This window comes from Paenibacillus oceani, assembly GCF_014705615.1.
Classification (GTDB): Bacteria; Bacillota; Bacilli; order Paenibacillales; family NBRC-103111; genus Paenibacillus_AB; species Paenibacillus_AB oceani.
Window position 1 is genome coordinate 69,829 of sequence record NZ_JACXJA010000029.1, and the last position, 15,523, is coordinate 85,351.

Sequence of the window (15,523 nt, forward strand, 5' to 3'; positions counted from 1 at the left end):
CGGAGCCTTGAATGATCCAGGATCAACTGATTTTTCAGACGGGTCAGGGCACTTCTTCGATCGAAACGTCGTCCAGCCAGGCGGGACCGTCGGTTTGCTGGTCCGACTTGAAATAGATCGACACGTAACGCGCCGTCGGAGCGGCCGTAAACGTTACTGTGTACGGCGTCCAGTCGGAAGACGGCAACGCGCCGGGGTGCCACGAATAACTGATGCTGCCGTTCGAAGCGTTGATCTGCCTGACACCGAGCGATACGTTGCCATTCGTCGAGTTGTTTTTGATCCAGCCTTTTACCTGATACTTCTGGCCCGGTACGACCGGAATCCATTTAGTAGCTCCGGTATAGATGACATGAAAGGCGTTTGCCGGTTCCGGGTTCAGCCGAATCGACCGGCTGCCGCCGTGCGCCGTGCCGGAGTCCCATACGCCTCCCGCCGTCTGCCAGCCGTCGGGGTACGGTCCGCCCGGGGCTATCGTCTCAAAGCCGGGATTGTACGCCGCAGGCGGCTTCTCCCGGACAGCGACGATACGGTCGACGTACAGGTTGTGAATGGCGCCGGAAGCGGCAGGCTGGAACCATAAATAGTGAACGGACAATTCGGGATTGAACTTATACACCCATGGCATCTCGATCGCGTGGTATTCACCGTCCGATACTTCGCCGAACGTTACGCCGACAGGCGCGGGCTGCGACGGATATAGGCCGAACCGGAAAGCTCCGGCTCCGGACGAGCCGCTGCCGGGGTCCACTCTCACATAGGCGTACAGCTTCCATCTGCCCTCGCGCGGGAGATTCGTGTGGTTCATCTGGATGCCCCAAGCCGTCGAGCTGCCGCTCAGACGGGCGGCAGCCTGATCGGACGCTTTCACATCCTGCACTACGGCCGCACCGGCATGCAGCCGGAAATCGTAATCTTGCAGCTCGATCCAATCCTCATCCGGCAAATTTTGCACGATATCCGGGATGGGGGACGAAGAACGCTCCACCTCCAACAGCTGATACAGCTGCGCAAGTTCGCCGTTTTCAATCCGAAAGCTCTGCATGTTTTGCGTGAGGCTTTTGAACCTTTGCAGTCTATTCGTGGTGTCGAGATTCCAGACGATATTGCGCTCGCCCGCTACTTGGGCAAATTCGGCGCGTCTGTGCAGGATGATCAGATCGACGCCGATTCGCATTCTCCGCACCCGATCCAGAAGGGCCGGATCTCCGGCAGCGGCGGCTTCCGCTTGCTCGAACAGTCCGTCCGCCTGGTGCATCGTATCGAAGGATAGATAGGGCGAAGAGATCGGTGTAGAGGTCGTCAGCGATGCGCCGCTATCCTCCAGCGACTGATGTATCGCCTCGATGTATTCACTGACAGACGAAGAAGCGGCGCCGTAGTAACCGTTTATAAATTCTTCGATTAATGCATTCACGTCCTCATCCGGGTTCCACAGCAATCTCGCTCCGACCCACGTGCGCAGCTCGTCGAACCCGACGCCGACCGGTCCGCGGGCGCCGCCGGTCTGTTGACCGAAATACCCTTTAACGGCAGGGGATAACGCGAGAAATTGGATCGTATCCGCCATGGCGTACAGATTCGGATAAGGCTGCAGGTAGCCGCCTCCGCTGAAGTTGGTCAAATAATCCCAAAAGACAAGTTGATCCGAAAGGGCAGCCCATTTTGCGATTTGTTGTCCGTCCCGTTCATTCCCGGCACCATCCAGCGATTTCCCGTGATCTTTGTCTATGGGGGCAAGCGTCACTACTACATTGTCCGGAAGTGTCAAGCCTGTCGGCGCGGGATAACTGAACTGATAAGCCAGCGTGCCGATGCGGGCATCGGGTATTTGCGTCTGGACCCGGCTCGCCACATCGCCCACCATATCCAGGATAGGAGCGGCCAGCGTGCCGCCGTGCGCGTCCGCAAACGATCGGCTCGCCGGATCGGGGACCCACGCCGCATCCTGCTGGCTGAAGCCGTAGGACGGGTCGAGTCCGTTCGCTTGCCGCTGTCCGATTCTCGATACTAAAGTTTGGGCGGCGATACGGCGCACCTCCTCGTCCATAGCCAGCAACTGTCCTCCAGAATGATAGACCGAATCCGTGACAAGCGCATGAAAATTATGAACCCCGGTCGGCACGTAATCGGACCAGCTGTTGAGACCGGCGGCGGATGGAGTCTGCGTGCGGTAATGCGACTTCCCGTTCAACAGATTGTGCGCCCGGAACTGCTCGTTATTGCCGTCGTTTACAAACATTTCACGGTATTGGAAACGTGGAATCTGCACGTCATAACCAACGGATACTTTCAATTTGGGCTTATCGGGAATGAACGTGTATGTCGGGGAAAACCACTTCACGCCGACATAGCGATCCAGAAAGTAATTGACACCGTTCATCGTCCCGCGCGAGCTGCTTCCGATAATTTGAATATAAGGTCCGGCTGATTGAATGATAAATCCGTCTTCTCCGAGCGGCTCGGCATGATTCCCCTGCAGCGCAAAGCTGTCCGCCGCGGGGTGTTGTCCCACGAGAAAGGCGGGGCCGATTGGGGTCCCGTCGCTGATCGTAAGATCGAACGGCGCTCCGGATACCTGTGTCAAATAATCCGCGAGCTCTTGCGCCGCATGCTTCACGATGGCGTCCGCCGACTCACTGACGTACACGCTGTACATCACATTGCCGTTATGGGCCAGCACCTTTTTTCCGTTGCCGTTCGTTTTGTTCAGCCAAGCGTTTCCTTCCGCCAATGCCAGGCTGTAAAAAAGGAACGACGCCGCAACTAGCATCAGTATACCTGCCGCAATCTTTCTCCTTGTCACCATGGTCACTCCCGTTCGAGACGAAATGATGGCCTTGCGACTTTCGGACTCCGCTCCAATCAACTTTCGTTTCACCTGATCGAAGAAAGCGAAGTTTCTTCAGTAGGGCTGCTCGGTCTTTGCTTTTGCTTCTGTTTTTGTTTAGCGCCTCCTTTCTTACTCCCGTAGATAGTAAAACAAGCCGTATATCGATCGTGCATCATCTACTATATAGAATCGAATGTAGGTGTGCCATTGCCGCGATGGACTTCCCCTTTGCCGATTCGGTCATGTCAGCAAAAAATGTCCAGCCGGTCTCCTCTGTTGGCATGCAGCAATACACCCGGCCTTATATTATAGAAATCGGGATTTAGGGAGCAGTTATTCAGAAAGGATGATCGGGATGATCGTAGAAGTCGGATGCGCCAAAGTGGATATTACGCCGGAGATGCCGGTGCCCCTCGCCGGTTTTGCCGTCAGAGGCAATGCGCCGTATGAAGGGATTCGAAGCCGGATTTATTTAAGAGCGGTTTATATGCGCCAGCCCGGGGAAGGCGGAGCTGTCCGCACGGCGCTTCTCGTATCGGCGGATTTGCTGTGGTGGGGCTCGGACCGGGTTCCCGGCTTGTTAGCAAAGCTTAAGGAAAGATGGGGACTCGAGAAGGAAACGGTCGTGCTGCACGGCACGCACAGCCATTCCGGCCCTCAGACCGGCTTCGGATTTCACCGTCTGCTCGGTGCGGCGGACGCCGGATATGTCGGGTATTTGGAGGATAAGCTGATGGAGGCGGTCGAAGCGGCTGCGGCGAACGTTGAACCGGTTACGATCGAGCGCGGAGCGGGCGAGTGCCGGATCGGCGTACAGCGGCGCCGTTATGCGGACGGCCAGGCGTTCGGCGGGGAATACCCGGACGGGCTGATGGACCCGGAGCTTTCCGTTATCCGTTTCCGGACACGGGCTGGCACGGATAAAGCCATAATCGTTCATTACGCCTGCCATCCGGTCACGGCGCATCAGAACTACGTATCTTCCGAGTTCACAGGGACAGCGGCGGAGGAGATGGAGAGACGTCTCGGGGACGGAGCGTTATGTCTCTACCTGCAGGGAGCTTGCGGGGATATCAATATATTCAAGTCAAGCGCTCCGGCGGCAATGACGGACGACTACGACCAGATCCGGTATTTCGGGATGAAGTTTGCGGACGCTGCAAGCGCGGTTCTGAACAGCCGGATGAGCGGGGTGAAGCCGGTTCTCCTGCAGGGATGTTCCTACAGCGTACCCTTACCGCTGAAGCCGCTCGAGTCCAAGGAGGAGCTGGAGGCGATTGCCGGGAAGCGACAGCAGCCATACGACGAATGGGCGGTTGAGATGCTGAGCCGGGGGGATACTAGGGCGACAGAACTCGTATTGGAAATGAACCGGCTCGACATTGCGGACGGATTCGCCATCCTCACGATGAATGCGGAAGTGGTCGTCGAGTACGGGTTGTATATTAAGGAAATATCGTCCGGCAGCGTATGGCCTGTCCCTTATTCGAACGGCATGATCGGGTATGTGCCGACGAGGGAACAGATCCGTTGCGGCGGATACGAGCCGTTGCAGTCGACTTATTATTTTTATATGCCCGGAAGGTTTGAGGAAAGCATTGAGGACACGCTGCGCGGCAAGCTTGACGAGATAGTCGGAGACTGAAACGCATCGGCGTATTTTATTGGTAATCGATTCGGTCCGGTTCGGTTCGGGAGCTTATCTTTCGAATGTTTTGCTTGACAGGTTCACAACCGGATGGTACGTTCTATAACATAGTAAACATATAGGAATTAAGAGAATTATACAAATATACAATAAAGCGGTAGACGAAGCGCAGTAGGGAACACCGCCAGAAGGAGACGATTTGCGATGGAACGGGCGATTACGATTCAATACGGTTCGATTGAGCTGAGGGCGACTTTGCACTACCCGGCTGCGGCCGGCGAGTCCAAGTGCTGCGAGGGCGGACAACGTCCGCTCATCGTCATCTGCCACGGCTTTATCGGCAGCAGAATCGGAGTCGACCGCCTGTTCGTGGGCGCTTCGCGCAAGTTCGCGGAGGCCGGCTATATGGTGCTCCGGTTCGATTATGCGGGATGCGGCGAAAGCACCGGCGAATACGGGGAGAACGGACTCGATTCGATGATCGATCAAACCCGCGTCGTCCTCGATTATGCGCTGGGCATCGATTATGTCGACGCGAACCGGGTCATTCTGCTCGGCCACAGTCTGGGAGGAGCGGCCGCCTTGCTTACGGCCGCTCTGGACCGGCGCGTCAAGACGCTGGTGATGTGGTCGGCAGTCGCTCATCCTTTCAACGATATATTGCGGATCGTCGGGCAGCAGTCGTATGACGACGCGGTCCGGTACGGATCGTCCGATCATATGGGCTACACGCTTCGTCCCGCCTTTTTCGAATCGTTGTCCGCCCAGCAGCCGTTCGCCCAAATCCGCAAATTTACCGGAGACGTCTTCCTGGCCCACGGTACATCCGACCAGACCATTCCGGCCGACTATTGCTCGTTATACCAGAAGCTGTTCTGGATGCGTTCGTACGGGCAATGCGATATGGAGCTGATCTTTCAGGCCGATCACACGTATTCGACCGGGGAAAGCAAGCGGGAGCTGTACGACAAGACGCTGCACTGGCTCACGTATAACGAAAAGCGGAAGCGGGAATGGCATAACTGGGAAATATGACGTACGGATACGGGTAATAAGCGTTCGTCCACTCGGTTAGCGGCGCTGGCGGTTCCGGCTTAGGGGTATTGAATGTACATTTCCCGGTAGGACGGAGTCAACCGTTTGCGCAGCCGGATCTGCACGATGCCGTTGTCGTAGGAAGCCTGCCCGGATTTTAACCCTACCATCGCAGGCAGTCGTATGATCTGTTTGTTGCCCATCGGGCCTTCGATTTTTAAATATTGTCCGTTCACGAACAATTGCAGCTTGCGGGCATCTACGTATTCCGGTATCCGAATCCGGACTTTTACGTATTTCCCCGTTTCGGTTATTTCGGTCCTCAGCAGGCCGGAGGATTGGGTTCGCGCCTCGGGCGGAACGGCCGCCTCCGGTTTTTTCGGATCGGGAACCGCCAGATCCACAACCCCCCGCACGAACCGTCCGATCCGGGAAGCCGTTTCCGTACCCATTCCCGGTATCGCGTTCGGGAACAAATCGTCGAACAGCCTCTCGAACTTTCTCCAGTCAAAGTCTTGGTCCCCGCTGCGGGACGGTCCTCGCCATTCTTTTTCTTTGTTCAAGCGTCCTCGCTCCCTTCTGATCTACACCCTTATATGTATAAATATGTGCGTTCGCCCTTAGAAGTTCTTCGCTCCTTGCCGTGAAAACGTCATCAAATATAATGTGACGTCATATATATTAGAGTCATTCGGAATGTGCAGATTCCGGACTGCCAGTTCCGGCTTCCTGTTCGACAAAATTAGGCGAATGCGTCTTGTTTCCTAGGTTTTTCGCCGATTTTTCGACCCGATGCCAAAGAAAGCCGGCGAAACATTTTTGGATTTTGCGCAAATATATATTGTGTCATAAATAATTTTATGGTATGTATTATATAAGGAATTCGCAAGTGGCATTTTAATAATGACGAATTATTCGAATATGGAGGCGATCCGGCATGAAACCGATCGGTCAAAGCGTTAAGTTAGGTCTTATCGTATGTCAGCATTGCGGCCGTTGGATTGACGAAGTGGAAACCGAAAAGGTGACGGTGCTGTACGGCTGCTGCCGCGAGGATTCTTGCCGGAACGGAAAGCGACAGGGGGATATCGAACATGATTAACGGAAACGGACTGGTACAATCGTTTGAGCAAGGACATGCGGGAATGAAGATGGAGCTGGGCGGCAAAGGAGCGAACTTGGCCGAGATGACCCGGGCCGGGCTTCCGGTGCCTCCCGGATTTACGATAACGACTCAAGCTTGCCGCGACTATTATGCTTCCGGCGAACAGCTGCCGGCCGGGCTGATGGACGAAGTGAACGTTGCCCTGCGCGAGCTGGAGAAGAAGCAGAATAAACAGTTCGGCGACGCTGCATGTCCGCTGCTCGTCTCGGTTCGATCCGGTTCCGTGTCGTCCATGCCCGGCATGATGGATACGATCCTTAATGTCGGTCTAAACGATGTTACGGTGCACGGAGTGGCGGAAGCGACACAAAATCCGCGCTTCGCGTACGATTGCTACCGCAGGCTAATCCAGATGTTCGGCAACGTGGTATTCGGCATCGAGCCGATCCGTTTCGAGAAGCTGCTGCATGAGATGAAAACGAGCTGCGGCGTGGAGCATGACCGGGACGTCAGCGCCGAAGGCTGGAAACAGCTGGTGGACCGCTACAAGGAGCTGATCGCTTCCAAAAGCGGCAAGCCGTTCCCGCAATCGGCCGACGAGCAGCTGCAGCTGGCTGTGGAAGCGGTATTCCGCTCGTGGAACAACTCCCGCGCACGCGTCTACCGCAAAGTGAACCGGATTCCCGACGAGCAGGGGACGGCGGTTAACATTCAGGCGATGGTATTCGGCAACAAAGGGGACGATTGCGGAACCGGCGTCGTTTTTACCCGCGATCCTTCTACGGGAGAGAAGCAGTTGTACGGCGAATACTTGACGAACGCGCAGGGCGAAGACGTCGTCGCGGGCGTCCGTACGCCGCTGCCGATCGCCGAATTGGAGCGGGATATGCCGGATGTATTCGCCAGTCTGAAGCATACTGCGGAGCGGCTGGAGCGGCATTACCGCGATATGCAGGACATCGAGTTTACGGTTGAGCACGGCACGTTGTACCTGCTGCAGACGCGCACGGGCAAACGTTCCGCGCAGGCGGCGATGAAGATCGGCGTCGATCTGGTCGATGAGGGGATCTTGACCAAGGAAGAAGCGATAGCCCGGATCGAGATCGGACATCTCGACCAGCTGCTTCATCCGGCAATACCGGCCGATGCCGTGCTCGACGTATTGGCTGTAGGGCTTCCAGCTTCGCCGGGAGCGGCGACGGGGGAAGCGGTATTCGATGCGGATACGGCGGAGGAGAAAGCCAAGGCCGGCCGCCGGGTTATTCTGATCCGGTCGGAGACGACCCCGGAAGATATTCACGGGGTGCTGGCAGCCGAAGGGGTACTTACGAGCCGCGGCGGGATGACGAGTCATGCCGCCGTTGTCGCCCGCGGTATGGGCAAGCCTTGCGTATGCGGTTGCGAGGAAGTCCGAATCGACGCGGATACGCGCGAGCTTCGCGCAGGAGAGACGATTATTCGCGAAGGCGATTCGATATCGATCGACGGCTCTACGGGACGCGTGATCCGCGGCGAGGTGCCGCTGCGGGCGGGAGAGATGTCGGCGGAGCTGTCCCGTCTGCTCGAATGGGCGGACGGCATCCGGACGCTTCGCGTCGCGGCGAATGCGGACAATCCTGCCGATGCGGCGAAAGCCCGCGAATTCGGTGCGGAAGGGATCGGCCTGTGCCGAACCGAGCATATGTTCCTGGCGCCGGAGCGGCTGCCGGCTGTCCGCGAGATGATTCTTGCGGAGACGAAGGAGGAGCGGGAAGCGGCGCTTGTGAAGCTGCTGCCGATGCAGCAGGAAGACTTCGAGGGGATGTTCCGCGTGATGGACGGCTTGCCGGTTACGATCCGGCTGCTCGATCCGCCGCTGCACGAGTTTCTGCCGAACGCTGATGAGCTTCGGGCGCGTGCCGCGGAACTGGCGGCCGACATCCGCAGCGGCGGCGATTCGTCCGGAGAGCTGCGCAGCCAGGCGGCGGAGCTGGAGACGATGCTCCGCAAGGTGAGGTCGCTGCACGAGGCGAACCCGATGCTCGGTCAGCGCGGCTGCCGGCTTGGCGTCTTGTTCCCGGAAATTTACGATATGCAGACGGAAGCGGTGTTCCGCGCCGCTGCGGTATGTATCCGGGAAGGCGTGCACGTATGGCCCGAAGTGATGGTTCCGCTTGTCGGCCATGTGAACGAGCTCCGGTTTTTGCGGGGGCGTATCGAACATACGGCGGAAAACGTACTGGGCGAGCTGTTAAGCCGCTGCCCGTACAAGGTAGGCACGATGATCGAAGTGCCCCGGGCCGCTCTGACCGCCGCGCAAATCGCCGAGTGTGCCGATTTCTTCTCGTTCGGAACGAACGATTTGACGCAGATGACTTACGGCTGCAGCCGGGACGACGCTGAAGGCAAGTTTTTGACCCACTACGTCGATCATAAGCTGCTCCCGGCCAACCCGTTCCAGACGCTCGACCGCGACGGCGTCGGCCAGTTGATCGAATGGGCGCTGGAACAAGGTAAAGCGGTACGCGGCGATTTGAAGACAGGAGTATGCGGAGAACATGGCGGCGATCCGGAGTCGATCTTTTTCTGCCATCAGGCGGGGCTCGATTATGTGAGCTGTTCGCCTTACCGGATTCCGCTCGCCCGCATCGCCGCCGCTCAGGCGCGGCTTGCTCTAGGGCCGGTGGAGCGACAGCCGGCGGCCGCGCGCGTAGCGGTTGCGGCGGGCAGATAAGAACGGAATGCTCGCCTTGATACGGGGGAGCTGCAAAAAGTTGCCGCACGACAGTGGCATTTGTCCCGATTCCAAGCTAACATAAGAGATAGGGATTTCGGATGAGCCGAAAGCTTGCGCTTTCGGCTTTCCGTTCGAAGGAGGGCTGTTATGCAATTATCTCAGCGCCAGATGGAGATTGTCCGGCTCGTGCGCCAGCACGCGCCGATTACCGGCGAGCAGATCGCCGAGATGCTCAAGCTGAGCCGGCCGACGATCCGTTCCGACCTGGCCCTTCTCGTCATGCTCGGGACGCTGGACGCGAAGCCGAAGGTCGGCTATTTCCCGGGACAAGCGTCCTCCCGCGAAGCGAGCGGAACGCCGGACGCCGCGGAGCTGAAAGTGAAGGACGTGCAGTCGCTGCCGGTCATCATCCGCGAATCAGCAACCGTGAACGATGCGGTCGTGACGTTATTTATGGAGAACGTGGGCTCTCTGATCGTCGCCGACGAATCGAGCGCGCTGCTCGGGGTAATCTCCAGAAAAGATTTGCTCAAAGTGACGCTTGGCAATCCGGGTGCTTCCACGATGCCGGTCAGTCTCGTGATGACGCGGCATCCGAACGTCGTGACCGCCTCTCCCGAGGAGACGGTCATCGAAGCCGGGCGTAAAATGATCGATCATCAGGTGGACAGCCTGCCTGTCGTCGTCCGCCATCCGGACGATGCCGGCAAATGGGAAGTAATCGGCCGCATCACGAAGACGACGATGACCAAGCTGCTGATCGGCTGGACCGGTACGGTGGAAACGTAACAGATAGGAGGAGCAGAGATGACCGGAGAACGCCAACAGGTCATATACATTTGCTCGGATGCGGTTGGTGAGACGGCGGAAGCGGTAGTGAGAGCGACGATTCGCCAGTTTGACGCGCACCAGGTAAAGATCAAGCGGGTAGGGCATATCCGCAACGAAGACGAGATTCGTCTTGTGATGGAGGAGGCGGCGGGCAGCGGCGGTTTCGTCGCCTTCACGCTCGTCCAGCCGGAGCTGCGCGAGATGATGAAGGAAGAATCGATCCGGCTCGGTGTGCGGGCCGTCGATATTATGGGACCGATGATGCAGGCGTTTATCGATACGTTCAACGATTCGCCGAAGCGGAAGCCGGGTCTGCTGCATGAGATGGACGACGCTTATTTCCGCCGGGTCGAAGCGATCGAGTTTGCCGTGAAGTGCGACGACGGCCGGGATTCGAACATGCTGCTGCAGGCGAATATCGTGCTGATCGGGGTGTCCAGAACGTCCAAGACGCCGCTCAGTATCTTTTTGGCTCATAAAGGCTATAAGGTGGGCAATTTCCCGCTCGTGCCGGAAGTGAAGCCGCCTCAGCAGCTGTTGCAGCTGCCCGGCAACCGGGTGGTCGGACTCACGATGGACGCCGAGCAGCTGCTCAAGATCCGCACCGAGCGGCTGCGCGCCGTCGGACTTCCGTACGGAGCCAAATACGCAACGCTGCAGCGCATATCGGAAGAACTCGAATACGCTCACGATATTATGAAACGGATCGGCTGCCCGATCATCGACGTCACGGATAAGGCGATCGAAGAGACGGCCGGAGTTATACTCGGTTACTTGTAATAACGGCGAAAATAAAGGTTGTCTATCCCGCCCCTCTCCTTTATCCTAGAAAAGGGTAAAAGTGCGAGTTCAAAAAGTCCGGTTTTCAGCACCGAGAAGATGGGATGAAGCAAGGAAATGAGTAGCGGAGCTAGCGAAAGCTACGCGAGCACCGGAAGTTCCGGCTGAGTTCCATATTCGATGTCGAGTACGCTTCCAGATCGGCTTCGTGATCAAAATCGGACTTTTTGAACAACCTCTAAAAGACAATCGGATAAAGCGAGGGATTTTTCGAGATGAGCAAGCTGAAAGTGGGCGTTATCGGCGCCGGATCGATCTCCGAACTGCATATGGGTTCTTACAAAAACAACCCGGACGTCGTGATGCACGCCGTATGTGATCTGAATGAGCAGCGGGCAAGAGCGTTGGCTGACAAATACGGGTTCGCCCGGGTCTACACGAATATTGCGGAGATGATGGCCGACACCGAGCTGGAAGCGGTCAGCATCTGTACCTGGAACAATACGCATGCCGATTTGGCCGTTGCGGCGCTGAATGCAGGCAAGCATGTGCTGGTGGAGAAACCGCTCAGCACGACGGTGGAGGAGGCTTTGCGCGTCCAGGAGGCGGTACGCCGTACGGGCAAGCAGGTTCAGGTCGGCTATGTCCGCCGCCATGGGGCCAATACGCAAATGCTGAAGCAGTTTATCGACAACGGCGACTTCGGCGAGATTTATTATGCGAAGGCGTCGTGCATCCGCCGTCTCGGCAATCCGGGCGGCTGGTTCGCGGACAAGTCCCGCTCCGGCGGCGGTCCGCTGATTGATCTCGGCGTGCATATGATCGACCTGTGCTGGTACTTGATGGGCCGTCCGAAAGTGAAGTCGGTCAGCGGCAATACGTACTACAAGCTCGGCAACCGCGCCAACGTCCAAAATTTGAATTTCTACAAGGCGGCCGATTACGATGCCAGCAAAAATACGGTCGAGGATATGGCGAACGCGATCGTACGGTTTGAGAACGGCGCTTCGCTGATGGTTGACGTCAGCTTCTCGCTGCACGCGAAGGAAAACGAAGTGTCGGTTCGTCTGTTCGGCGAGAAAGGCGGAGCCGAAATCGAGCCGGAGATCACGATCGTAACCGAGAAATACGATACGATCCTGAATGTGACCCCTCAAGTCAACTCGCTCAAGCTGAACGTAACCGAAGCGTTCCAAAATCAAATCAATCATTTCGTCTCTTGCTGCCTGAACGGCACGACGCCGGACAGCTCCGTCGACGATGGGGTCGAGATGATGAAAATTTTGTGCGGGATTTACGAATCCGCGGAGCAGGGCAAAGAGATTTATTTCTGATCTTGCGGCTCTGTGTCCGCGAATGGCTTCATTATGGAAGAATGAATGTGAGAAACGCCCCGATCTTTTTGTGAGATGGGGGCGTTTTTGCGTATTGGTTTATGAGGAAAAGCGATTTTGAGCTTTGAAAAGTACAGCGATGGCAGTCGCCAGAGGCTGGCAAAAGAGGCTCGGGTTCGTAAACCAGGACCAATTGCCGTACTGCCCATGAGCTTCGCGGGTCCGTCTGGCTTCAAGCGGTAGCGTGAGTCTTCTTGCGTTTTCCGATATCGCGTCCCCGGCCGAGCGGGATGCACATCGGCGTCCCGAACTCCGGGTCGGGCACGATCCGGCATTCCATCTCGAACACGTGGCGGATCAACTGTTCGTCGACGATCTCCTCCGGCTTGCCGCAGGCGTATACGGTCTTGTCTTTTACAGCCACGATATGATGCGCATAACGGCAGGCAAGATTAATATCGTGAAGCACCATGACGATCGTCCGGTTCTCCAGCTCGTTCAGCTCGAACAGCAGGTCGAGCACTTCAATCTGGTGGGTCAAATCGAGATACGTCGTCGGTTCGTCCAGCAGGATCGTCCTTGTCCCTTGGGCGAGCGTCATCGCGATCCACGCCCGCTGCCGCTGACCGCCTGACAGTGAATCCACCGCTCTTTCCGCCAGTTCCTCCGTACCTGTCGCCTTAAGCGCGCGCTTCACCATCCGCTCGTCTTCCTCGGACCATGTCTTCAGCCACGACTGATACGGATAGCGCCCTTGCTTCACGAGCTGGAGTACGGTCAACCCTTCCGGCGCCGAAGGTCCCTGCGGCAGTATCGACAGCTGCCGGGCCACTTCCTTGGTCGACATCGACGAGATATTCGCGCCGTCCAGCAGGACAGCTCCGGAATCCGGCTTTAAGAGCCGGGCCATCGAACGGAGCAGGGTCGATTTGCCAGAGCCGTTACCGCCGATGAGGACCGTAATTTGTCCTTTCGGAATCGTCAGGTCGAGATTTTCGATAATCGGCTGCTCGCCGTACGAGAGCGTTAACCGGTTCGTTTCGAGAGCTTTCATCGTATATCCTCCCGTTTGGTTGAGTAAGCAAGCTTAGTAACGGTTGCGAAATTCCCGCTTGGTGAATAGCTTGTCAGAGCCGGCAAGCATACGCTGCCAAATAGCAGGTACATGATTTCGCAGCCGTTTTTATGCGTTGCGGTTTTTGTACAACAGGTATAAGAAAAACGGCGCTCCGATCAAGGAGGTGAAGATGCCGACAGGCAAATCGAGCGGCGCAAATGCGGTTCGGCCGATCAGATCGGCGGCGGTCACGATGATCCCTCCGATCAAAGCGGACGCCGGCAGCAGTCCTCCGAACGAAGGGCCGACGAGCTTGCGCGCGATATGCGGCGCCAGCAGGGCGACGAAACCGATCGCTCCGCCGACGGCAACGGCCGCTCCGGCCGTTCCTACGCACAGGGCGAGCAGGAGCAGACGATCGCGTCCGACCCGACTGCCGACGCCGGAAGCCGTATCATCCCCAAGCTGCATCACATTCAGCGTTCGTCCCATCGCAAAGGCGAGCGGCAATAATACTGCGGACCAGATTAGCAGCGTCCAGACGTTGCCCCAGCCGGAGCCGTATACGGTACCGGTCAGCCAGGTGAGCGCTTTGCTCGACGAGTAAAACGGGCTTTTGACGATTAGCAGCGTCGTTAACGCCTTCATGCTTGCTTCGATCCCGATGCCTACCAGAACGAGCCGCATGGCGGATACGCCTTTTTTCCAGGCGAGGATATAAATGATCACAGTTGCCGCTACAGCCCCGAGCATAGCGGTGAAAGGCAAGTACACGATGCTGGCCGCTGGCAGTAGCGTAATGAACAGCACGGCCGCTGCCGACGCTCCGCCGGTAATGCCCATAATATCGGGGGACGCGAGCGGATTGCGGATCATTCCTTGCAGGATGGCTCCGGCTGCGGCAAGCAGCATGCCTACGAGCAGGGCGGTTAATATTCTTGGAAGCCGAAATTCGAGGACGACGGTCGCTTCCGCTTCATCGCCCATTCCGAGAAAAATTTGTACGACCGACCACGGGTTTATTTTAAGCGAGCCGATCGCCGAGCTGACAATAACGACGGCGAAGGCCAGCACAAGCAGAACAGTCGTAACGAGCAAAGCTCTCTTATCCAGCAGCCCCGAAGCGCGGAGCTTTTTGCTGCGAAATGTGACGTATTTGCTCATCGCTTCGACCACCCCTTACGCGCCGCATAGACGAAAAACGGCGTTCCGACCAGAGCGGTCATGACACCGATCGGCATCTCGCCCGGCATGGCGATGAACCGTCCGGCGATATCGGCCGCGATCAGCAGAATCGCTCCGACAAAGGCGGAATAAGGAATGATCCAGCGAATATCGTTTCCTATTAAGGTCCGGCAAATATGAGGAGTCACGAGCCCGATGAAGGCGATCGGACCGGCTACGGCGACCGAGGCGGCGCACAAGGTCATAATGATCAGGCCGGCAGCGGCTTTCACAAGCAGCGTACGCTGTCCGAGCCCTTTGGCGACGTCGTCGCCGAGCAGCAGCGTATGCACGGGACCGGATACGATAATTGCACCGATCCAGGCGGCGGCCATAAAAGGCAGCACGTCCAGCAGCAGCTCCAGCTTGCGGCCTTGAACGGACCCGGCGAGCCAGAACAGAACTTCTTCCATATTGCGTTTATCGATCAGGAGCAGCGCATGGATCATCGACGAAGCAAGTGCGGTGACGGCGGCCCCGGCCAGCGTAACCTTAAGCGGGGACAAACCGTCCTTGCCCGCCGAGCCGAGGACGTATACGACGATTCCGCTTGCGACCGATCCGAGGAAAGCGATCCAGGTGTAGTCGCTTAACGAGCTGACGGAGAAAAAGGTAACGCCGCATACGATCGCCAGCCCCGCTCCCGAGTTGATGCCCATCAGGCCCAGGTCGGCCAGCGGATTTTTCGTCAGCGCCTGCAGCAGCGCCCCGGCTATCCCGAGACTCGCTCCTACGGCAGCGGCGATAAGCGCGCGCGGGACGCGATGCTCCTTGATGACGATATGTTCGTTGGAGCCATTAAAATGAAAGTAAGCGTCGACAGCCGTCCGCCAGTTTGTGCTGATTACTCCGTATACGATGCTTGCGTACACTGCTAGAGCAAGCAAGACAAGAGCAACCGCAATCCCGAACAGCTTGCCGATAACGCTTCTGATTAGCGATGACATAGATGGCCTCTTT

The 15,523-nt window shown here is 57.3% G+C and carries 12 protein-coding genes; 7 read left to right on the top strand and 5 right to left on the bottom strand.

Features of this window, described 5'->3' with window-relative positions; translation table 11 throughout:
- Positions 1–43: 43 nt before the first annotated feature.
- Positions 44–2,806 (bottom strand): DUF4838 domain-containing protein, encoded by a 2,763-nt coding sequence (locus tag IDH45_RS20730; protein WP_190930046.1) that lies wholly within the window; start codon positions 2,804–2,806, stop codon positions 44–46.
- A 382-nt stretch (positions 2,807–3,188) separates the two neighbouring features.
- On the opposite strand from IDH45_RS20730, the gene IDH45_RS20735 reads away from it, so the two are divergent.
- Both IDH45_RS20735 and IDH45_RS20740 read left to right on the top strand, forming a co-directional pair.
- Entirely contained in the window at positions 3,189–4,478 is a 1,290-nt protein-coding gene (locus tag IDH45_RS20735) for a neutral/alkaline non-lysosomal ceramidase N-terminal domain-containing protein (RefSeq protein ID WP_190930047.1), read from the top strand.
- 207 nt (positions 4,479–4,685) lie between these two features.
- On the top strand, positions 4,686–5,516 hold the full coding sequence (locus IDH45_RS20740) for an alpha/beta hydrolase (protein ID WP_190930048.1): 831 nt from the start codon (positions 4,686–4,688) through the stop codon (positions 5,514–5,516).
- A gap of 59 nt (positions 5,517–5,575) precedes the next feature.
- On the opposite strand, the gene IDH45_RS20745 is transcribed toward IDH45_RS20740, so the two are convergent.
- Positions 5,576–6,079, bottom strand: coding sequence for an Hsp20/alpha crystallin family protein (locus tag IDH45_RS20745; RefSeq protein WP_190930049.1), 504 nt, complete (start codon positions 6,077–6,079; stop codon positions 5,576–5,578).
- Between the two features lie 374 nt (positions 6,080–6,453).
- On the opposite strand from IDH45_RS20745, the gene IDH45_RS20750 reads away from it, so the two are divergent.
- The 5 genes from IDH45_RS20750 (at position 6,454) to IDH45_RS20770 (ending at position 12,282) form a co-directional block, all read left to right on the top strand.
- Positions 6,454–6,618: a GapA-binding peptide SR1P gene (locus IDH45_RS20750; protein WP_190930050.1), complete on the top strand. Its 165-nt coding sequence runs from the start codon at positions 6,454–6,456 to the stop codon at positions 6,616–6,618.
- Positions 6,611–9,334 carry a pyruvate, phosphate dikinase gene (gene ppdK, locus IDH45_RS20755; RefSeq protein ID WP_190930051.1) on the top strand — a complete coding sequence of 908 codons (2,724 nt, stop codon included), beginning with the start codon at positions 6,611–6,613 and terminating at the stop codon, positions 9,332–9,334. The genes IDH45_RS20750 and ppdK overlap by 8 nt, the downstream gene beginning before the upstream one ends.
- Positions 9,335–9,484: 150 nt before the next feature.
- Positions 9,485–10,126 carry a helix-turn-helix transcriptional regulator gene (locus tag IDH45_RS20760; RefSeq protein WP_223836834.1) on the top strand — a complete coding sequence of 214 codons (642 nt, stop codon included), beginning with the start codon at positions 9,485–9,487 and terminating at the stop codon, positions 10,124–10,126.
- Positions 10,127–10,144: 18 nt separating this feature from the next.
- Complete coding sequence (locus IDH45_RS20765; RefSeq protein ID WP_190930052.1) at positions 10,145–10,948, top strand: pyruvate, water dikinase regulatory protein; 804 nt, start codon at positions 10,145–10,147, stop codon at positions 10,946–10,948.
- Between the two features lie 275 nt (positions 10,949–11,223).
- Positions 11,224–12,282, top strand: coding sequence for a Gfo/Idh/MocA family protein (locus IDH45_RS20770; RefSeq protein WP_190930053.1), 1,059 nt, complete (start codon positions 11,224–11,226; stop codon positions 12,280–12,282).
- Positions 12,283–12,514: 232 nt separating this feature from the next.
- Here the strand turns inward: IDH45_RS20770 and IDH45_RS20775 are convergent, their stop codons facing one another.
- From IDH45_RS20775 to IDH45_RS20785, 3 genes are all read right to left on the bottom strand, one after another.
- Complete coding sequence (locus IDH45_RS20775; RefSeq protein ID WP_190930054.1) at positions 12,515–13,336, bottom strand: ABC transporter ATP-binding protein; 822 nt, start codon at positions 13,334–13,336, stop codon at positions 12,515–12,517.
- A 129-nt stretch (positions 13,337–13,465) separates the two neighbouring features.
- Positions 13,466–14,503 carry a FecCD family ABC transporter permease gene (locus IDH45_RS20780; RefSeq protein WP_190930055.1) on the bottom strand — a complete coding sequence of 346 codons (1,038 nt, stop codon included), beginning with the start codon at positions 14,501–14,503 and terminating at the stop codon, positions 13,466–13,468.
- Positions 14,500–15,510 (bottom strand): FecCD family ABC transporter permease, encoded by a 1,011-nt coding sequence (locus IDH45_RS20785; RefSeq protein WP_190930056.1) that lies wholly within the window; start codon positions 15,508–15,510, stop codon positions 14,500–14,502. The genes IDH45_RS20780 and IDH45_RS20785 overlap by 4 nt, the downstream gene beginning before the upstream one ends.
- Between the last annotated feature and the right edge of the window lie 13 nt (positions 15,511–15,523).

Coding starts and splice junctions, on each gene's coding strand:
- IDH45_RS20760 (WP_223836834.1), top strand. CDS start 9,485: ATGCAATTATCTCAGCGCCAGATGGAGATTGTCCGGCTCGTGCGCCAG.
- ppdK (WP_190930051.1), top strand. CDS start 6,611: ATGATTAACGGAAACGGACTGGTACAATCGTTTGAGCAAGGACATGCG.
- IDH45_RS20765 (WP_190930052.1), top strand. CDS start 10,145: ATGACCGGAGAACGCCAACAGGTCATATACATTTGCTCGGATGCGGTT.
- IDH45_RS20740 (WP_190930048.1), top strand. CDS start 4,686: ATGGAACGGGCGATTACGATTCAATACGGTTCGATTGAGCTGAGGGCG.
- IDH45_RS20780 (WP_190930055.1), bottom strand. CDS start 14,503: ATGAGCAAATACGTCACATTTCGCAGCAAAAAGCTCCGCGCTTCGGGG.
- IDH45_RS20785 (WP_190930056.1), bottom strand. CDS start 15,510: ATGTCATCGCTAATCAGAAGCGTTATCGGCAAGCTGTTCGGGATTGCG.
- IDH45_RS20750 (WP_190930050.1), top strand. CDS start 6,454: ATGAAACCGATCGGTCAAAGCGTTAAGTTAGGTCTTATCGTATGTCAG.
- IDH45_RS20775 (WP_190930054.1), bottom strand. CDS start 13,336: ATGAAAGCTCTCGAAACGAACCGGTTAACGCTCTCGTACGGCGAGCAG.
- IDH45_RS20735 (WP_190930047.1), top strand. CDS start 3,189: ATGATCGTAGAAGTCGGATGCGCCAAAGTGGATATTACGCCGGAGATG.
- IDH45_RS20770 (WP_190930053.1), top strand. CDS start 11,224: ATGAGCAAGCTGAAAGTGGGCGTTATCGGCGCCGGATCGATCTCCGAA.